Here is an 18,113-nt window from a genome sequence, read left to right as displayed (position 1 = left end):
TATTAAAAAGTAGATGACCGATTTATCAAAGTTACTGCAGGCTAAAATGCCATTAGCCGCGTGGATTATAGACGTAGAGCAATCAAGTGTACCGTGCTGTAATGAAGCGGCTGAAGCCTTGTTAATTGGCTCTCTGAAGGACATTAAATTGGGGCAACGTGCTATTCCGAGTGGATTAAGAGAACGTTTGTCACTTCATTTAGCGTCGCTTGATATTGGTGAAAGCTTACCCTTTAAGTGGCCATTTACGTCCAAGGATGGGGTTGAGTATCAGGTTCGTGGCTCGGTCATTGCTCTAGAGGACGCGCGAAAAGGGTTGTTTGTTGAGGCACACCCGGTCTCGCATTACGATGCTGTTTCTGTTGTTCAGGATGACTCTATTATTGTTCATCATGCCGGTTTGTTGGCGCAGTTTCGAAGTTTGTCTTTCGCTATTTTTGATCAATATGGTCAGTATCTTGAAGCCAGTGAGCATTTTATTGCGCATTTTGGTGTCATTCAGCACGTTCGAGATTTGTTTGCTGTGTCTGGTGCGGCTAATAGTTTTATTCGTCGTCTTGCTCATCAAGAAAATTTATTCCAAGAAATTCGGCTGGCGACACAAAATGGAATACGCTGGCATAAGATAGAAGTGTCTTATCATCCCTCAACGAACATGATTTATCTGTTAACTCATGATATTCAAGAAGAGCGAGATCATGAGGTGGCGCTTTATCGTCTTAATAATTACGATGGTTTAACCAATTTGCCCAATCGTAATTTGCTTTATCATCAGTTAGAAAGTGCGCTGATTAATGCCCGTAAGCGTCATCGACAGTTTGGTCTTTTGTATTTGGATTTAGATGGTTTTAAAGTCATTAATGACAATTTTGGTCATCGGGTCGGTGACGAGCTGATTCAACGCGTGGCGGAACGTATCAAAGACAGTATCCCTTCTGGAGCGTGTTTATATCGTTTGGGCGGCGATGAATTTGTTGTGGTGCTTGAGAATACGAATTCTATTGCAGAATTAGAAAGCATTGCTGAAAGTATTATGCAGAATGCCAGCAATACTTACCCTGTGGCCAAAATGGAAATGATGATCACCGCCAGTATTGGTATTGCCAGTTACCCTCAACATGCTGACAACGTGGATCATCTACTGAAAAATGCCGATGCTGCTATGTATCGTGCAAAATCCATGGGCCATAATATGTGTTTTGTCTATCAAAATAGCATGGCAGAGAATATTGATGCGTATTTAACATTGGGCGGTGGGTTGCGAAAAGCGATAGAAGAAGAGCAATTTATTTTGCACTATCAGCCTAAAATTCGCCTTCCAGATGAGACGGTAGTGGGCGCCGAAGCCCTTATTCGTTGGATTCATCCTGAGCTTGGCATGATTAGCCCAGATCAATTTATTCCTTTAGCAGAAGAGAGTGGTCTTATTCTGCCTTTAGGGGAATGGGTCATTCGCAGGGCGTGTCGTCAGTTACAGGAATGGCGCAAAGCGGGTTATCCTGATATCAAATTGTCGGTCAATTTATCCAGTCGGCAATTTATGCAGGCAGATTTGGTTGATATGGTTGAGCGAGTCCTTGAAGAAACGGGCGTTGATTCGAAATATTTCGAACTTGAGGCTCACTGAAAGCATGTTGATGGTCGATGCACAGCAATCGATTGAAAAACTGCACAGCTTTCGTAAGCTCGGCTTAACCTTATCAATTGACGATTTTGGTACGGGCTATTCTTCATTGGCTTATTTGAAAAAATTCCCTATTCAAACGTTAAAAATCGATCGTTCTTTTATTCATGATTTGGGGTTGGACAGTGATAATGACGCCATTGTTAAAGCCACCATTGCTATGGCAAATAGCCTGAATCTAAAAGTGATTGCAGAAGGCGTCGAAAACCGCGGCCAGGTAGATGTGTTGAATAAATATCATTGTCAAGAAGTGCAGGGGTATTTGTTTTCTAAACCCTTGAGTAGTGATGATTTTCTTGTCTATCTTGATAGCCATAATGTTGTCGCTTAGCAAGGGCTGGTTAGAATGAATGGCCGAAATAAGAAAGCATTATGGCAGCGCTTTTTTTCGTGTTCAGTATCCCACTAATAGGTTATCCTTATCGTTAATAGCGCTTATTAATCAACTATGGATACATTGTGTCGACGCTTGAAAATCTTTCTTGTCCGATAGATTCTGCGCCCTTGCAAAGACGCGAGCGCAGCTTAATTTGTCAACACGGACACACTTATGATTTGGCCAAAACTGGCTATGTCAATCTTCTTCCAGTACAAAACAAACGTTCTAAAGACCCAGGCGACAGCAAGGAAATGGTGGCTTCACGCCATGCTTTTCTCAATCAACACCACTATCTGCCTATCGTTCAGGCAATTCTCTCGTCTTGGCCAAAAGAAAACTTACACAGCGGTGTTCGTATTCTTGACGCTGGGTGTGGGGAGGGCTATTACCTTAGTGAGCTCGGCCGTGCCTTGTCAGGCCAAGGTATCTATGCTGAACGTATGGGGTTGGATATTTCCAAATGGGCGGTCACGGCCGCTAGTAAACGCGATAAAGATATCAGCTGGCTGGTAGCCAGTAATGCCGGTTTGCCGATGCCAAAGGAACGCTTTGATGCGGTGCTGTGCTTGTTTGGCTTTCCCGTATTTACAGAGTTTTCTCGGGTATTAAGTGATCATGGTGTGTTATTGCTGGTGGAGTCTGGTGCCGATCACTTGATTGAGTTACGTAAATTACTTTATCCATCCATTTATGAGTATAAAGCCACATTTGCGTCGGGTGTGTCGGGCTTTGAGTTGCTACATGAGCAGGCTGAACGCTTTACTTTTACTCTGGATTCCCAGTTGCACATTCAACAATTGTTGAGCATGACGCCTCACATTCATAAGGCTTCCTATGATGGCCGCGAGGCGGTAAAGCAGCTTAACTCTATTACACTGACGGCGGACATTAAGCTGCGTTGGTATCGAAAGGAAATAAAGGAAGTGAATTATGTCTAGTCATTTAGATGAGCTGTTTAATAAAAATAGAGAATGGGCGGCCAAGGTGACGGCAGAGGACCCAGAATTTTTTTCTACCTTATCGAAACAACAAAAGCCGGAATATCTTTGGATTGGTTGTGCCGATAGCCGCGTTCCTGCCAATCAAATAGTGGATCTTTTACCTGGCGAAGTCTTTGTTCATCGTAATATTGCCAATGTAGTGGTGCATACAGACTTAAATTGTCTGTCTGTTATTCAGTTCGCTGTGGATGTGTTAAAAGTGAAACACATCATGGTGGTGGGGCATTATGGTTGCGGTGGTATCAAAGCGGCCATGGGGACGGAAGAGCACGGTATGATAGACAACTGGCTGCGTCATATTAAAGATGTTTATCGCTTGCATCGTGACGAGTTGGATAGCATTGAAGATGAGCACGCGCGTTTTGATCGTATGTGTGAGTTAAATGTGGTAGAGCAAGTGGCGAACGTTTGCCAGAGCAGTATCGTGCAAAACGCTTGGAAAATCGGTCAAGAATTGCATGTGCATGGTTGGTGTTACAGTATAGATAATGGGCATATTACGGATTTGAAAAGAACCGTTTCTAATGCAGAAGAGTCGATACAGCAGTTGAACAATATGTCATAGATGTGGCGTATTGCAGCGAGATAAAAAAACGAGCCAAGAGCCTCGTTTTTTTATGAATCAGACGTAAGACGGTCGATTATAAATTGTTGTTTTCAGCAATAGTGCGGGCGCATCCTGCAATAGTGGAGCGCAGCCAAATGTGTCCTGGATCATGTTGTAATAATGGGCTCCATAGCATTTTCAATTCCACTGGTGGAATGTCAAACGGTGGCGGTAGCACCACAACACTTTGATTGCCTTTCATAAGGCGTGTGGCCAACGATGGCAGTGTGGCAATGAGTCCCAGTTGTTCTGTAGCGCGCATGGCGACATTATAGTTGCGTGTGAATAGACGGATATTGCGTTTAAAGCCTAAGTCCGCCAAGGTGCCATCGACCCAACCCAGTTTTTGCACTTCTTCTGGCTGAATGCCAACACCGACACCAAAGCCTGTTTTACTGACCCAAACATGCGGGGAAGCAAGGTACATTTCTAAGGAGAAATTTTTGGCAATATCAGAATTGGCCGGTACTAGACAAGAGAAATGATCCACCCAAACGGACTTTTGGTGGAAAGATTGTGGCAGGGTATCAAAGCGATTGATAACCAAATCTACTTTACCCTTTTCTACATCGTGAAAGCTGACATCACTTGGGTTCATGACATCGAGTATGACATTGGGTGCTTCATCCTGTAGCTTTTTCATCAGCGGTGGAATGAGCGTGGCTTCTGCGTAGTCACTGGCCATAATACGAAACACTCGAGAGCTTGATTCCGCTTCAAAGTTTTGGCCTAGGTGCAGCACTTCATCGACCGCTTGTAAAATGTTTTGCACACGAGGTTGCAGTTGTATGGCGAGTGCGGTTGGCATCATGCCATCACTGGTTCTTACTAGAAGTGGGTCGTGGAATAGATCTCTTAAACGTCTTAGTCCATTGCTCATCGCTGGCTGAGTGATGCCCAACTGATTGGCGGCGTGGGTGACATTCTGCTCCCGAAGTAAGGAGTCCAAATATCGAAGTAAGTTGAGATCTATTTTGTCTAACTGCATAAGGGAAGAGGCTCATGTCCACTGACGTTGGGGCTGCATGATACTGTATTTTGCCACTAAATAGAATGAGACCTTTGCTTGTGACATTGTGCAAAGGTCTCATAATGATTGCCCTCTAGTGAGTAAGGGGGATTATTTCACCTTGGTTAGCTGGTCTATTACCTCATAACAAGCGCCCATGGTGTGGTAGTCGGTTTTTCCGGCTGGACTTTTGCAGTCATCGTAGGCTTGGTTGTCTTGGGTAAGAATGCGAAACCAAGCACCGTATTGGTGATCAATCATGTGGGACCAGCTGTATTGCCAAAGTTGCTGATATTTATCCCAGTAGTGTGTTTCTTTGGTTAGGATCGCAAGCATGGCGGCAGCGGCAAACGATTCGGCTTGAACCCAAAAATATTTATCCCCATCGCAAATATTACCTTCTGGATCATAGCCATAACAAAGGCCACCATTGGTTTCATCCCAAGATTTTTTCCACGCTGAGTCAAACAGTGTCTGAGCTGTTGGAATCAACCAATCAAGTGGTGAGCGTTGATGAATCAATAGCAGCAGTTTGGCCCATTCCGTCTGGTGACCGGGCTGAAATCCCCATGGGCGGAATAAATGTTTAGGGTTGTCTTTGTTGTAATCCCAGTCCACTTGCCAATCTGGCGTGTAGTGTTCCCAAATCTCACCACCTGCTAACGCCGCTTGGCGTTGGCAAATGTGCTTGGCGAGTAGAGTAGCGCGTTCTAAATAACGATGTTCATGTGTTGCATCATAGGCGGCAAGCAGTGCTTCACAGCTGTGCATGTTGGCGTTTTGGCCACGGTAAGGGGAAACGTTTTGCCAATCGCTGGAAATTTCATCTTTGTATAATCCGAATTCAGCGTCCCAGAAATGTTCTTCCATGGTATGAAAGGTTTCTTCAATCCACGGTTTAGCTTCTGCTACACCCGCTTTGTAGGCCGTTGCATAAGCCAGCATAACAAAGGCAAACCCATAACAATGATTGGTTTCGTCGAGGTTTTGATTCTTGCTGAGTAGCCAGACATAGCCGCCATTTTCTCGACGGTGGCGATCACGCAAATACCTCAGTCCATGGCGAGTGGCATTTAAATAAGCCTGCTTACCTTCGGCTTGATAGGCTTTGGCGTAGTTAAAAATAAAACGCGTGCTGCTGACGAGATGACGCGTATCGGTATCGTAAATGTTACCGTTGTCTTTGAAAAATTGAAAAAAGCCACCCTCAGAGTCGATGCATTTAGGATGATAGAAATTCATGGTGGATTGGATGTGTTCTGTTAAAAAACCAATTGAAGTAAATTCAGGAAAAGAAGACATGATGTTGTCCTTTACTTTGGCTCTGCTTTTAAAAGCCAGCCGTGTTATTTTTGTTGGATAGGTTGTTTAACTCTATTGCTGATTTTCCATATTAATGGGTTATGTGATTAAATCAATTAGATTTATTAAATGTTAGCGATTAGTTTGCGGGCTTAACGTGAGAGTAAGATTATATGAAGTCGTCAGGCAGTACCTCAGAACAAAGCCGTATATACAACGAGCGAATTATTTTGCATTTGGTGCGTCAGCATCCTGAGATATCCCGAGTCACTATTGCAGAGCGAACTGGCTTAAGCGCTCAAACGATCTCGGTGATTACCTCGTCTTTGCTTGAGCGGCAGCTATTACAGATTGACGGCAAGGTAAAAGGCCGTCGTGGGCAGCCTTCGGTCAAATTAAGCATCAACAAACAAGGCGCTTATGGATTGGGTATTAACGTTGACCGAGACCATATCAGTGCTGCGCTGTTGGATTTTAGTGGTCGCTGTATTTTGTTGTTAGAGCGCGTGGTGTCTTTTCCTTCAGAAATGCTTGCGAAAAAAATCGCTGAAGACTTGATTGAAGAGGTCAAGGCGACCTTAGGGACAAATTGGAGTAAGGTGCAGGGCGTTGGTCTGGCCAGACCCGATTATATGGATTCGTGGCTGGAGACTTTAGTAACGGATACCGACCAGCGGGCGGACTTAGACAGGCTAAAAGAAGCACTAGCTTACTGGCAGTCTGATGCATTTGAATCCTGGCTAACCCAATTAACGGGGTTGCCATGTTTTTGTGAGAACGATGCCGTGGCCGCTGCAACCAGTGAATTATTATTGGCATCAGAGGTGCCACAACGGCATTTCTTTTACCTGTTTGTGAGTACGGCCTGTGGTGGCAGTTTTGTTGCCAACGGCGAGTGTTATTTTGGTGCGCATGGCAAAGCTGGCAGTTTTGGTTTGATTCCTTCCGCCACGGGAAAGCATGGTAAGTGGATTCTTGAAGCCTTGTCTTTGTCGTCATTGCGACGTTTTTTTATGGAACAGCAAGTCTTATGGCCAACATCGGCGGACGCTTGGCATGATAGGCAATACCATCAACTTATCGATCGATGGGCAGAAGAGGTGGCATTCGAAGTCACACCGGCTTTGGCTTCGGTGATTGCGTTGTATGATCCGGAAGCGATTCTCATTGGTGGGCGTTTACCGACTTGCGTATTGAACGCTTTAATAGCAAGCATGGAGCGCTCTTTGATGGCTCATAGTATGTTGCCATTACCTATGATACGCATCGCCCAAACAGGCCATACGGCAGGAGTGTTGGGGGCGGCGGTATTGCCCTTGTATGAAACCTTTGCGCCGCAGCAAAATTTGTTGCTTTTAAGTTCAAAAGAAAAGTAGCTCAAAAGAAAAGTAGCTCAAAGGAAAAATAATGCTTCGCTCTGAAGCAAGAGAATGACCATGAGATTAGCAATGCCATGAGATTAGAAATTCAGTGTGAAGACAGAATTGGTATGGTGCGTGAAGCCCTTGATCTGTTTATCCCTCATCAAATTGACATGCGTTTGGTTGAAGTGGATACCAAGCGACGTTGTATTTATTGCGGTTTCTCCGACATTCCTTTTCCTAAATTACAGCGCTTATTGGCGGATATTCGTCGTTTAGACAGTGTGGAAGATGTTAAAACGGTGATGTTTACACCATCGGAAAGAGAGCATAACGCGCTTTATACGCTACTTGAGGCTTTGCCTGATGGTGTGATTTCTGTCGACTTGAAAGGCCATATTACCATGGTGACGGAGGCTCGCGGCGGAAGATTTACAAGTGCCCATTTCGGAGCTGTTACACAAACCTTTGCAGCAATTTATAAAAGGGATTCACTTCTCTAAGGACACTTGGGCCAATCCTAAAGAGGGTATCAGTAAACGCATACGCATTCGTCACAAAACCTTGTTGCTGGAAATGAAGCCTATTTTTGTGTCTGATGATGAAGGGGTTGCCAATCCTGCCGGAACGGTGATTTATGTAAAATCGAAAGTGCGTTTAGATCGCCAAGCAGAAAGTCTTAAGCAAGCGCCAGACGCAGAGAACCCCCTTGAAAGCTATTTTCAACCTGCGGTACGCAAAAGTCCTAGCATGAGGCAAACTTTGAACCAAGCCAAAGCCTTTGTCGACGTTCCTCAGCCGTTATTGGTGCAAGGAGAAACGGGAACCGGCAAACGCAGCTTGATTGATGCCTTGTTTCAGTATTGGCATAAACGGCATGGCGAGCGTGATGCTAGCTTGATCGTTCGTCATGCTAGAGACTTGACCAAGGCAGACATCGAAGCGTTCGATAACCTATCTGGTTGGATTGTCATTGAGGAGATCGAATACCTCAGTGAATCAATGCAAATTGAGATAATGAACTGGCTAACTCGGCAACCCAGTATGCGTTTGGTGAGTGTGTCTTCTTTGAGCCAAGCTCAGTTGGCTGATGGAACGAGGTTAAATAAAGCGCTGTATTTCGCTTTAGCGACGCTGGTTTTGTCTATGCCGCCATTGCGAGAGCGAAAAGAAGACATAGAAGGTTTAGTTCAGCAAATAGTGGTTGCTCAATCTGAGCGTCATCGACAAACGGTGCCATCAATAGCAAAAAATGCGATAGTGAAGTTGGCCCTGTATGATTGGCCGGGAAACCTGAAAGAGTTACAGAATATTTGCTTGCAAACCTTGCTGACGCAAAAAACATTATGGCTCGCGGAAGACATTCATGTGCCTCAATTAAATGCGTTTGCTGAGATGGCATTGGTAAACGATTCATTAGAGCAAACCGTAAAACAATGGGAAGCAGAGTTGCTAAAAAGGTTGTATCCAAACTTTCCTAGCACTAGACGTTTGGCCAAAGCGGTTGGCATGAGCCACAGTGCGATTGCTAATAAACTAAAAGAGTATGGTATTAAGACGTAAATGCCAGATCGAATGAATCAATCTGGCAAGCAGAGAATGGAAAAATGTCTTATTAAAGCACACTCACTCAGTAACGAGGTCTTTGGCGAGGTACTGGGCGACGTGTTTCTTCGCGTTCAATTTTGATAGGTTGCAGCTTTGTTTTTGGTTGCATAGTCTGTTTCTGGATGTTGGCAACCAAGAAAGCAATTGCCGCGCAGGCAACGATGAATAGCAAAAATTCAAACATGGCATTTCTCCAAACTAATTATTCTTTTAACAATCATGGTTCAAAATGATCGCTGGGTAAAGGCATTTATGTTGTCTTTTGGTAACTTAAAAGCACTTACAGACTACAAGTCGTACCTTTTTCTTAAGTATCTTGCAACGCCATCTTCGTCATGATGACCAATCACATCGGTGGCTGCATCTTTAACGTGCAGCAAAGCATTTTCAGTGGCAAAGGCTTCATCTGAAACAGAGAACATTGATAAATCGTTGTCACCGTCACCGAAGACTAGCATTCTTTTGGCACCAATTTCTGCCTTTAGTTCCATTAATGCGGAACCTTTACACACATCACTGTGGTGGATATCCAGCCAGAACGCATCAGGGTTATAGATGCCACCGCCAGAATACGCTGTCAGATGGCGGTGTTTTTGTGTGTCTTGCACAATATTTTCAATAAACTCAGGGCGTCCCATGGCACTGATATTGGTGATTCTGGCGGTATGAGAAAGCTCAGCCAAAGGGTGAAGGCTCATGTTCTTATGGTTGCCTAGTTCATTGGCAATGTGGTCGCTTAGATGACCACTCAAGGGGGAATGATACACGCGGTGAGAACCATCGTCTTCTAAACAAAAAACAAACGGCGTGACTTGGTTTTCTTCAAAAGAGCTTAGCAGTTCTGAAATGTGGCTCTGAGACAGTAAATTGCGGTGACGATACAGATTTTGTTGAGGATTCCACCATTCAACACCATTTTTAAAAATCTGCCAGTTAGGAAAGTCATGTCCCTCAATGCAAGGCATGGCTGCAAAACGTGTGCGGCCCGTTGCAATTGTATAAAAAACACCAGCAGACTTTAAGCGCTTAAGCGTCTCGAGAGTGTATTCAGAAAGACGCTGGTGCCGATTTAATAGCGTGCCGTCTAGATCAAATGCCACTAATTCCATAATCACCTCATGTTCAAGGGTATCGACTATCGCACTGATTTAACGAGGTGTTCAAGTGTCTTTTTCATTTTCCTCATGGTTTTCTTTCATATTTTTTAGCCGTTTACTGAGTGCAGGTTGTGAAATGCCGAGCATTCTTGCGGCGAGTGATTGGTTGTTGCTGGCTCTCTTCATGGCTTCATCGACTAATAAATCGGCCATATTGCTCAGCGTCGGCAACGGCATATTGGCAGCAAAGAGAATGCTGCTTTCCGTTAAGACGACGGGCTTTTCTCGATTGAACAGTGGCTCAAAAGGTGCGCAGTTTAGTTCATTCGATGTGCTTTGGCTTACCGCATCGTAAACCAGGGCCTTTAGCTCTCGTGCATTGCCAGGGAAAGAGTACTGGGACAAGTTCACAGACAAGTTTTTGGGGACGGTTAAACTTGGTTTATTCATCTCTTTGCAAGCTAACGTCATAAAGTGGTCGATTAGCAAGGGAAGGTCCGCTAATCGTTCTCGTAACGGTGGAATCGTCACCATATGCGTTTTTAGGCGGAAAAATAAATCTTTGCGAAATTTACCTTCCGCTTGGAGCTGTGCTAGTTGTTGATGTGTTGCGACAACGATTCTAGCTTCCAGTCTCTTGGGTTTATCGCTGCCAACAGGGTAGTACTCGCCTTCTTGCAAAAGGCGTAACAGTTTAATTTGAGACGCCAGACTGAGATCACCAATTTCATCGAGAAATAATGTCCCTCCAGCCGCTTTTTCCACTAAACCTAGTCGTGTTTTGTCTGCGCCAGTGAAAGCGCCTCGAGCGTGTCCAAAGAGTGTGTCTGCGAAGACATTGTCATCGACGCCCGCTACATTGACGCTGACAAGTGGTCCTGGGCAACGACTTAATTCATGGATAACATTGGCGATTAGCTCTTTGCCAACGCCACTTTCACCAGATATTAAAACAGGTTGGCGTGTACTGGCGATTGACTCAATATAGCGAAAAGCAGACCACATGGCTTTGTCTGAGGTAATAATGTTTGCAAAGGCATCTGGTTTTTCTAGCTCGTTTGACAAAATTTGCGCGCGTAAAGCTTGGTTTTCTAGAGTGAGTTCTTGGGTATGAATGGCGCGCTTTAAACCGTCTAGGATTTGATTCTGGTCTGAGGTTTTTACAAAGTAGTCAAAAGCGCCTTGTTTGACGCACTCCACAGCGGTGTTGACTTGATTGACACCACTAATAATGATGACGCACACATTGGGGTATTCTTCTTTTAACCAAGACAATACTTTTTGGCCCGATACTTTTGGCATGGTGAGGTCTAATAAGACCAATCCTATGTCTTCACTTTCCATTAATGACGGGATGAGACTTGGATCAGAGCAGGTTATTAGGTTGTTAAAACCTTGTATTTCCAATGTTAACGACATGCTTCTAAGAAAGGCGATTTCATCATCAACCAATAAAATCTTAAATTGAGGGTAGAGATTATGTTTCATGAAAAGGCTCTTATTTTTTGGTAGGGAGTTCAAAAAGATCAGTATTGCTCAATGTGCCTTCCATTGCCGTGTTTGGCTTATAGACTGGGAAAGACACGGTTACACAAGTCCCTTTGCCTACTTCAGAATCAAAGGCCAATTTCCCTTGATGTGTATTAATAATGGCCGAAGAAACAGACAGCCCCAATCCTGTTCCACCTTGCTCCCTTTTGGTGGTAAAAAAGGGATCGGTTAAGCGAATTAGGTTGGCAGGATCAATGCCTTTTCCTTGATCCTCAATGACAATAAGGACCTCTTTCTCATCCAAGCTTAAAGTCGTTGTGACACGAATGCTATCTTGGCGTTTTTCTATGGCGTCACAAGCGTTGATAATTAAGTTAATCATCACTTGTTCTACTCGTTGAGCGCTACCGATGATGATTGGATCGCGTTTGTCTACATAAAGTTCAAAGTCATCGGTGGCATTCCGAATTGAGGTGTCCACGAGTCTTATGGCGGTGGAGACCACTTCATTTATATTGACTTCTTGGGTGATTTCATTGGGTTCTTCACGGGCAAAATCTTTTAAATCATTGACTATGTTGCGGATGCGCAATGTACTTTGATCCATTTCGTCTAGTAAATACGGTAACTCCTGACGTAAACGATCAAACTTAAGGCCCGCGAGTGAAAAACTAGGGTCATTTTGGGCGTGTTTTGCTAAATAGGGGAGCGCGTCTTCCCAAGCGGCTTTCAAAATGGGGAGATTCAGCATTAATAAGCCAGTTGGGTTGTTGATTTCATGGGCAACACCGGAAACGAGTATACCCAACGAGGCCATTTTATCCGCTTGAATGAGTTGTTCTTGCTGAGACTTGAGTTGATTAGAGCGCTTTTCTACTTCTTTTCTCAGCATTGCGTTCCATATGCTTATGGCGCCGATGGCGAGCAACAAAGCGATAATGATAGAAGCTGCATACAGCCCCAGTTTTTTCCAAGGAAAAGGTGGTGGTTCTAGTGCACCAAACCATTTCTCATAAATTTGTTGTTGCTTGCCAGTGTTTTTAAGAATAGCGAGGCCTTCATTGAAAAGGGCGATGATGTCTTCATTTTTGGGCAAGGCGCCATAACCCAAGCGTTGACCCGATATTGGGCTGGCGATGGCATGAATATTATTAAGCTGCATTTCCTTGCTTAAATAAAGGCTAGGGGAGTTGGCTGTTAAGGCGTAATCATGTTTTCCCGACGCCAATAAACGCAGTGCTTCAGCGTGGGTTTGAACGGGAATGATGATGGCTTGGATGTTATTGTCGATTAGGTATTCGTGCATGATGCTGGCGTTTTGGATCATGACTTCTTTGTTTTTGAGTTGTGAGACATCGTCAATAACGGGCGAGTCTTTACGAGCAAAAACAGAGTAATTGACAATCGAATGTGCGGATGAGAAGCGAATACTCTGGGCACGCTCATCGGAATACGCAATGCCTTGAAGAACGTCTAAACGACCAGAATGTAGGCCTTCAAATACGGTTTGCCAATCGGCCATTTCTATTTGGACATGAACTCCCATTACTTCTGCAATAGCGTTTGTGAGTTCAACCGTGTAGCCCGTAGGCTCACCGTCGTCTCCCGCAAATTCGTAAGGTGGAAAATTATAATCCGCACCTACGGATATGACTCTTTTTCCAGCCAGTATGGCCGAATTGCTGTCTCTTGCCGATAGCGGACCAGATAAGGACGCCAAGCCTAAAAATAGACAAAACAACGAGGCTAAAGTGCGTATTTTTAATGAGCTTAGCATGTACGGAAGGTCTTTTTTATTGATGTTATTGGGGCGAATACTAACGGTATAAGCCCAATAAAAAAAGCGTGGGAAATGAAATAGAGGTGAGCAATGAGTTTATTTATTGGTGCAATATAACAAAAGTTATAATTATAGCTTTTGTTATTAAGTGTATAGAGTGTGCATGTTTCGTAGGCTCTGGCTGACAGTTTCTTTGCAAAGCGATTTTTCTATAACTTAAGTTATAATTTTGATCACGAATAAATGTGTGTTTTTATTTTGTTATTTTTATAAATATCAATTGGTTAGAGAGTTTTATGGAGTTGGCACTTAATTTGCCATATAGCCCTGGTCACATGACATTAATTTAAATACCGGAATGCTTGAGGATTCTATGACAATTAAAAAAACACTATTTAAAGCTTTGTTTGTACCTGCTCTTGCGGGCGCTTCTATGTTGTCTATGGCTGACACGCAGTTTGTTTCGATTGGTACAGGTGGTGTAACAGGGGTTTACTACCCAGCTGGTGGTTCAATTTGCCGTATGTTAAACAAAGATCGCAAAGAACATGGTATTCGTTGTTCTGCCGAGTCCACAGGTGGTTCAGGTTATAACGTCAACAGTATTCGTGCTGGTGAATTAGAGTTTGGTGTTGCTCAGTCCGATGTTCAAACAGCCGCCCTAGCAGGTACAGGACCATTTGAAGGGAATCCTTTCCCTGAGTTGCGTTCGGTTTTTTCGTTGCATCCAGAGCCTATTCATCTAATGGCGCGTGCTGATTCTGGTATTAAAACATTTGATGATCTTGCTGGTAAGCGAGTCAATATCGGTAACCCAGGTTCTGGTAACCGTTCGATGATGGAGCTATTAATGGCGGAAAAAGGCTGGACCACAGCAGACTTCGCTATAGCCGCTGAGCTAAAAGCATCGGAGCAAGCACAAGGTATTTGTGATGATAAATTTGATGTGACCATCTACGTGTCAGGTCTTCCAAATGGCGTTGCCCAAGAAGCAACGACGACTTGTGATATTAAATTGATTCCAATGAATGGATCTGCCTCTCTTGCGGTAATGCAAAAAAATAGCGCTTTCTCACAAGCGATTATTCCAGCCGGAATGTACACAGGAAATAATCAAGATATTGCGACATTTGGACCCAAAGCGACCATAGTGACGTCTGCTAATGTCTCTGATGAGGTGGTTTATCAACTGACAAAATCTGTTTTCGAAAATTTAGATTCTTTTAAACGTCTGCATCCTGCCTTCGATCGTCTTGAGCCACTTGAAATGGTTCACACTTCCCTTGTGGCACCATTGCACCCAGGTGCTGTGCGTTACTACCAAGAAAAAGGTTATATCAAGTAAGTACTCTGTTGCATGACGTTTCATGCACTTTGAATCAAGCACCTATCTTTTGATGGGTGCTTTTTGAGTTTTGCAATGCGCTGCCACTGTGAAGTGGTGGATTAGGAGTCTGTATGTCGACCAACACAAGCACCACAGTTTCACCCGATAAGTTAGATGAACTTGTCGCGGAAGCCGATATCGGTAAGCGTAGCCCGACAGGTAAAATCTCTATCGGTTTACTTTTTTTGGTACCACTGATGTGGTCTTTGTTTCAGCTATGGACAGGCTCACCGTTGCCATCACAATTTGGCATTGGTTTTTTAAATGATACCCAATCTCGTGCCCTTCATTTGGCTTTTGCGGTTTTTTTGGCATTTTTAGCGTTTCCCGCTTTTAGTAACAGTCCTACACGTTATATTCCATGGTTTGATTATGGTTTGGCTATTCTGGCAGCGGCTTGCGCTTCCTATTTGTTTCTCTTTAATGATCAGTTAGCCATGCGTCCTGGTCTGCCAACGACTATGGATCTTGTGGTGTCTGCGATTGGTTTGGCCTTAACTTTAGAGGCGGCAAGACGCTCTCTTGGGCCGGCATTGATGTTGATTGCCTTATTTTTCCTGCTGTATGTCTTTTTTGGCGACAGCGCTGTGTTACCAGAAATATTACGCTGGAAGGGGGCCTCTTTCGAAAAAGCCATGAATCATATGTGGCTCACAACGGAAGGTGTATTTGGTATTGCCTTGGGCGTGTCTTCTGGTTTTGTTTTCTTATTTGTTTTGTTCGGAGCCTTGTTAAATCAAGCGGGAGCGGGGAATTATTTTATTAAAGTGGCGTTTGCTTTACTGGGTCACATGCGTGGCGGTCCAGCAAAAGCCGCGGTTCTTTCCTCTGCCATGACGGGCTTGATTTCGGGATCTTCTATTGCCAATGTGGTGACGACGGGAACCTTTACTATTCCACTAATGAAGAAGGTGGGGTTTAGCGCCGAGAAAGCGGGTGCGGTAGAAGTGTCGTCATCGGTAAATGGTGTCATCATGCCACCGGTTATGGGGGCGGTGGCTTTTTTGATGGTGGAATACGTTGGTATTTCATACATTGAGGTGGTCAAGCATGCTTTTTTACCAGCCACTATCTCTTACATTGCCTTGCTATACATTGTGCATTTAGAGGCGCTTAAAGCGGATATGCAAGGTTTACCTCGCTCTACGCCAGCACGCACGTGGACTGCACAGTTGATTCGTACCGGTATTCTTGTCACCAGTATGTTGATATTGGCGGGCCTTTTTTACTACATCGTTGTGGCGGTTAAGTGGTTACTCGGTGACTATGCCAACGCCGGGTTATTGGCACTGGTGGTGCTGGGTTATTTTGGTTTGTTGTATGTGTCTTCAAAGTCCGATGATTTAGAAATAGAGGCGAGTGATGAGGCGATTATTAAGCTGCCTATTTTCTCGGAAGTTTACAAAGCCGGTTTGTATTACCTTGTACCACTTCTTGTCTTGGTGTGGTTTTTAATGGTTGAGCGCAAGTCTCCGGGGTTATCGGCTTTTTGGGCTTGTATGTTGATGGCTTTCATTTTGTTAACACAGAAGCCTTTAAAAGCTTGGTTTCGTCAACAAAAGCACATTGTGCAGCAGGCAAAGTCGGGGGTTGTTGATTTGGTTGACGGGACTCAATACAGGCGCTCGTAATATGATCGGTATTGGTGTGGCAACCGCAACGGCGGGGATTATCGTCGGCACGGTTACCTTGACGGGGATTGGTCAAGTCATGGCCGAGTTCGTCGAGCTGGTCTCTGGCGGTGTGTTGATCATTATGCTACTGATGGTGGCGTTGATCTCCTTAGTACTTGGAATGGGATTGCCAACGACAGCGAACTACATTGTTGTGTCTTCACTGATGGCAAGCGTTGTGGTGGAGCTTGGTGCTCAGTCAGGTTTGATTGTTCCTTTAATTGCCATCCATATGTTTGTGTTCTATTTTGGCATTATGGCCGATGTGACTCCCCCTGTCGGTTTGGCTTCCTTTGCCGCTGCCGCTGTGTCGGGTGGGGATCCGATTAAAACGGGCTTTACTGCGTTTTTTTACTCGATGCGCACCGCTTTGTTGCCATTCTTGTTTATTTTCAACACGGATTTATTGTTAATCGATGTAACCTTTATTGAAGGGGTGGTGGTTTTTATTGTGTCTTTAGCGGCCATGTTGATTTTTGCGGCTGGTACTCAAGGGTACTTTATGGCACGCAGCAAATGGTATGAAAGTGCAGCATTGTTATTGATCGCCTTTACGCTTTTCCGCCCTGGTTTTTGGTTGGATATGGTCGAGGCTCCATACCAAGCGCAGTCAACTCAAGAGATGTATCGCTACATTGATCAGCATCCTAGTTTAGACACACTAAGAATGTCGGTGGAAGGCGAGAATTTAGACGGTCGTTGGATATCGAAAACGGTGCATATGCCGTTATCAGGTCAAGGTGATGCCATCGATAGGTTAGCCAAAGGTTCGGGTATTGAGTTGCGCGAAGAAGACGGAAAATTTCTAATTGATAATTTGGCGTTCGGGAGTTTCGCAGAACAACAAAAATTAGATTTTGACTGGGAAATAACACAATTTGAAGTTGAGTCAGATAGGCCTGCGAAAGAATGGTTTTTTATCCCAGCCTTTTTATTGGCTGTGTTCGTTGCTTGGTGTCAGAGTAAACGTAAAGCGAACGCTCTATAGGGTGGTCACAGATGACCTGTTGCTCAGAGTAAACTAAAAAAGGGCCGGTTGCGATAACCGGCCTTTTTGTTTAAGCGCTTTTTTTCACCAAAGCCGAGGTTTCTAAGTGTATTCCAGACCAGCCATTCTCGATAAATTGGCGAATGTTTTGATGGTCTGTTCCTGCTGGATTATCTAAAACGTCTACTCGATAGAAGTCGCCAAATAAATGCAAGGTTTCCACTTCGTTAAGCTGATGGATCGATGCAAAAGAGAAAATTTTGCAAGAGCCATTGTTTTCATTGACGCCATTTTTTTGTTTGCCGTTGCTAAAGGCCATTGGTGTGAAATCGTACTCTTGCTCAATCACTTCAATGACTTCTTTGAACTGAACCTGTTCAGGCGTGGTTTTGATTTTTTCAATGAGTGTTTGTGTGCTTAGCATGGTTACTCCATGTAGTGAGTTGGTTTTATAGTATATGGATCAGTACTAACGTTCGGTTAGGGTTATCTTGTTGGTGTATCTTACGGTGGCTTTGAAGCAGACAAAAGCAATAATACCGCATGCGGCTATGGTGCCAAGCATTGGTATGGAAGTACCGTTATGAAGAATACTAACGACCGCGCCGCCCAGTGCTCCCATTGCGAACCGCGATGTTCCTGCAAGGGCTGTCACGCTGCCGTTATGATTACCTGCGTTTTTCAGTGCTCCAGCCATAAAACCACTGCCAAGGATGCCCATCGGTCCCATGAATAACATGCTTGAA

At 44.3% G+C, this 18,113-nt stretch carries 16 protein-coding genes and 1 pseudogene; 9 read left to right on the top strand and 8 right to left on the bottom strand.

Annotated elements, in window-relative coordinates; genetic code table 11:
- Positions 1 to 13 precede the first annotated feature (13 nt).
- The 4 genes from AC0L6V_RS08320 (at position 14) to can (ending at position 3,629) form a co-directional block, all read left to right on the top strand.
- Positions 14 to 1,627, top strand: a complete 1,614-nt coding sequence (locus tag AC0L6V_RS08320; RefSeq protein WP_265219283.1) for a putative bifunctional diguanylate cyclase/phosphodiesterase — start codon at positions 14 to 16, stop codon at positions 1,625 to 1,627.
- On the top strand, positions 1,593 to 2,015 hold the full coding sequence (locus AC0L6V_RS08315; RefSeq protein WP_265219284.1) for an EAL domain-containing protein: 423 nt from the start codon (positions 1,593 to 1,595) through the stop codon (positions 2,013 to 2,015). Before AC0L6V_RS08320 ends, AC0L6V_RS08315 begins: the two co-directional genes overlap by 35 nt.
- Positions 2,016 to 2,143: 128 nt before the next feature.
- A complete protein-coding gene (locus AC0L6V_RS08310; protein WP_409419660.1) occupies positions 2,144 to 3,001 on the top strand; it encodes a putative RNA methyltransferase in 858 nt (285 codons plus the stop codon).
- Positions 2,994 to 3,629 carry a carbonate dehydratase gene (can, locus tag AC0L6V_RS08305; protein WP_409419659.1) on the top strand — a complete coding sequence of 212 codons (636 nt, stop codon included), beginning with the start codon at positions 2,994 to 2,996 and terminating at the stop codon, positions 3,627 to 3,629. The genes AC0L6V_RS08310 and can overlap by 8 nt, the downstream gene beginning before the upstream one ends.
- Positions 3,630 to 3,705: 76 nt before the next feature.
- On the opposite strand, the gene AC0L6V_RS08300 is transcribed toward can, so the two are convergent.
- Both AC0L6V_RS08300 and AC0L6V_RS08295 read right to left on the bottom strand, forming a co-directional pair.
- Positions 3,706 to 4,659 carry a LysR family transcriptional regulator gene (locus AC0L6V_RS08300; RefSeq protein ID WP_409419658.1) on the bottom strand — a complete coding sequence of 318 codons (954 nt, stop codon included), beginning with the start codon at positions 4,657 to 4,659 and terminating at the stop codon, positions 3,706 to 3,708.
- A gap of 132 nt (positions 4,660 to 4,791) precedes the next feature.
- The gene (locus AC0L6V_RS08295) at positions 4,792 to 5,982 is read right to left on the bottom strand and encodes an AGE family epimerase/isomerase (RefSeq protein ID WP_265219288.1); all 1,191 of its coding nucleotides are present in this window, start codon (positions 5,980 to 5,982) and stop codon (positions 4,792 to 4,794) included.
- 173 nt (positions 5,983 to 6,155) lie between these two features.
- Here AC0L6V_RS08295 and AC0L6V_RS08290 point away from each other — a divergent pair, with 173 nt between their 5' ends.
- The 3 genes from AC0L6V_RS08290 (at position 6,156) to AC0L6V_RS08280 (ending at position 8,906) form a co-directional block, all read left to right on the top strand.
- Positions 6,156 to 7,358 (top strand): ROK family transcriptional regulator, encoded by a 1,203-nt coding sequence (locus AC0L6V_RS08290; RefSeq protein WP_265219289.1) that lies wholly within the window; start codon positions 6,156 to 6,158, stop codon positions 7,356 to 7,358.
- Positions 7,359 to 7,435: 77 nt separating this feature from the next.
- Positions 7,436 to 7,846 (top strand): hypothetical protein, encoded by a 411-nt coding sequence (locus AC0L6V_RS08285; RefSeq protein WP_418138922.1) that lies wholly within the window; start codon positions 7,436 to 7,438, stop codon positions 7,844 to 7,846.
- Positions 7,812 to 8,906: a TyrR/PhhR family helix-turn-helix DNA-binding protein gene (locus AC0L6V_RS08280; RefSeq protein ID WP_418138921.1), complete on the top strand. Its 1,095-nt coding sequence runs from the start codon at positions 7,812 to 7,814 to the stop codon at positions 8,904 to 8,906. Before AC0L6V_RS08285 ends, AC0L6V_RS08280 begins: the two co-directional genes overlap by 35 nt.
- A 67-nt stretch (positions 8,907 to 8,973) precedes the next feature.
- On the opposite strand, the gene AC0L6V_RS08275 is transcribed toward AC0L6V_RS08280, so the two are convergent.
- From AC0L6V_RS08275 to AC0L6V_RS08260, 4 genes are all read right to left on the bottom strand, one after another.
- Positions 8,974 to 9,135: a hypothetical protein gene (locus tag AC0L6V_RS08275; protein ID WP_265219292.1), complete on the bottom strand. Its 162-nt coding sequence runs from the start codon at positions 9,133 to 9,135 to the stop codon at positions 8,974 to 8,976.
- A 103-nt stretch (positions 9,136 to 9,238) separates the two neighbouring features.
- A complete protein-coding gene (locus AC0L6V_RS08270; RefSeq protein WP_265219293.1) occupies positions 9,239 to 10,060 on the bottom strand; it encodes an HAD family hydrolase in 822 nt (273 codons plus the stop codon).
- Between the two features lie 51 nt (positions 10,061 to 10,111).
- On the bottom strand, positions 10,112 to 11,536 hold the full coding sequence (locus AC0L6V_RS08265) for a sigma-54-dependent transcriptional regulator (RefSeq protein ID WP_265219294.1): 1,425 nt from the start codon (positions 11,534 to 11,536) through the stop codon (positions 10,112 to 10,114).
- Positions 11,537 to 11,546: 10 nt separating this feature from the next.
- The gene (locus AC0L6V_RS08260) at positions 11,547 to 13,316 is read right to left on the bottom strand and encodes a transporter substrate-binding domain-containing protein (protein ID WP_409419656.1); all 1,770 of its coding nucleotides are present in this window, start codon (positions 13,314 to 13,316) and stop codon (positions 11,547 to 11,549) included.
- A 376-nt stretch (positions 13,317 to 13,692) separates the two neighbouring features.
- Between AC0L6V_RS08260 and AC0L6V_RS08255 the strand changes: the two genes are divergently transcribed.
- A complete protein-coding gene (locus tag AC0L6V_RS08255) occupies positions 13,693 to 14,664 on the top strand; it encodes a TAXI family TRAP transporter solute-binding subunit (RefSeq protein ID WP_265219297.1) in 972 nt (323 codons plus the stop codon).
- 113 nt (positions 14,665 to 14,777) lie between these two features.
- Positions 14,778 to 17,367 (top strand): annotated as a pseudogene (locus tag AC0L6V_RS08250) (TRAP transporter permease).
- A gap of 70 nt (positions 17,368 to 17,437) precedes the next feature.
- Here the strand turns inward: AC0L6V_RS08250 and AC0L6V_RS08245 are convergent.
- Positions 17,438 to 17,791, bottom strand: coding sequence for a HopJ type III effector protein (locus AC0L6V_RS08245; protein WP_265219300.1), 354 nt, complete (start codon positions 17,789 to 17,791; stop codon positions 17,438 to 17,440).
- Positions 17,792 to 17,836: 45 nt separating this feature from the next.
- Positions 17,837 to 18,106, bottom strand: a complete 270-nt coding sequence (locus AC0L6V_RS08240; RefSeq protein WP_265219301.1) for a hypothetical protein — start codon at positions 18,104 to 18,106, stop codon at positions 17,837 to 17,839.
- Between the last annotated feature and the right edge of the window lie 7 nt (positions 18,107 to 18,113).

Source organism: Marinomonas sp. G8-14, assembly GCF_055808935.1.
The sequence above is the reverse complement of the archived record's forward strand: the minus strand, read 5'-3'. Positions and strand labels throughout refer to the sequence as shown.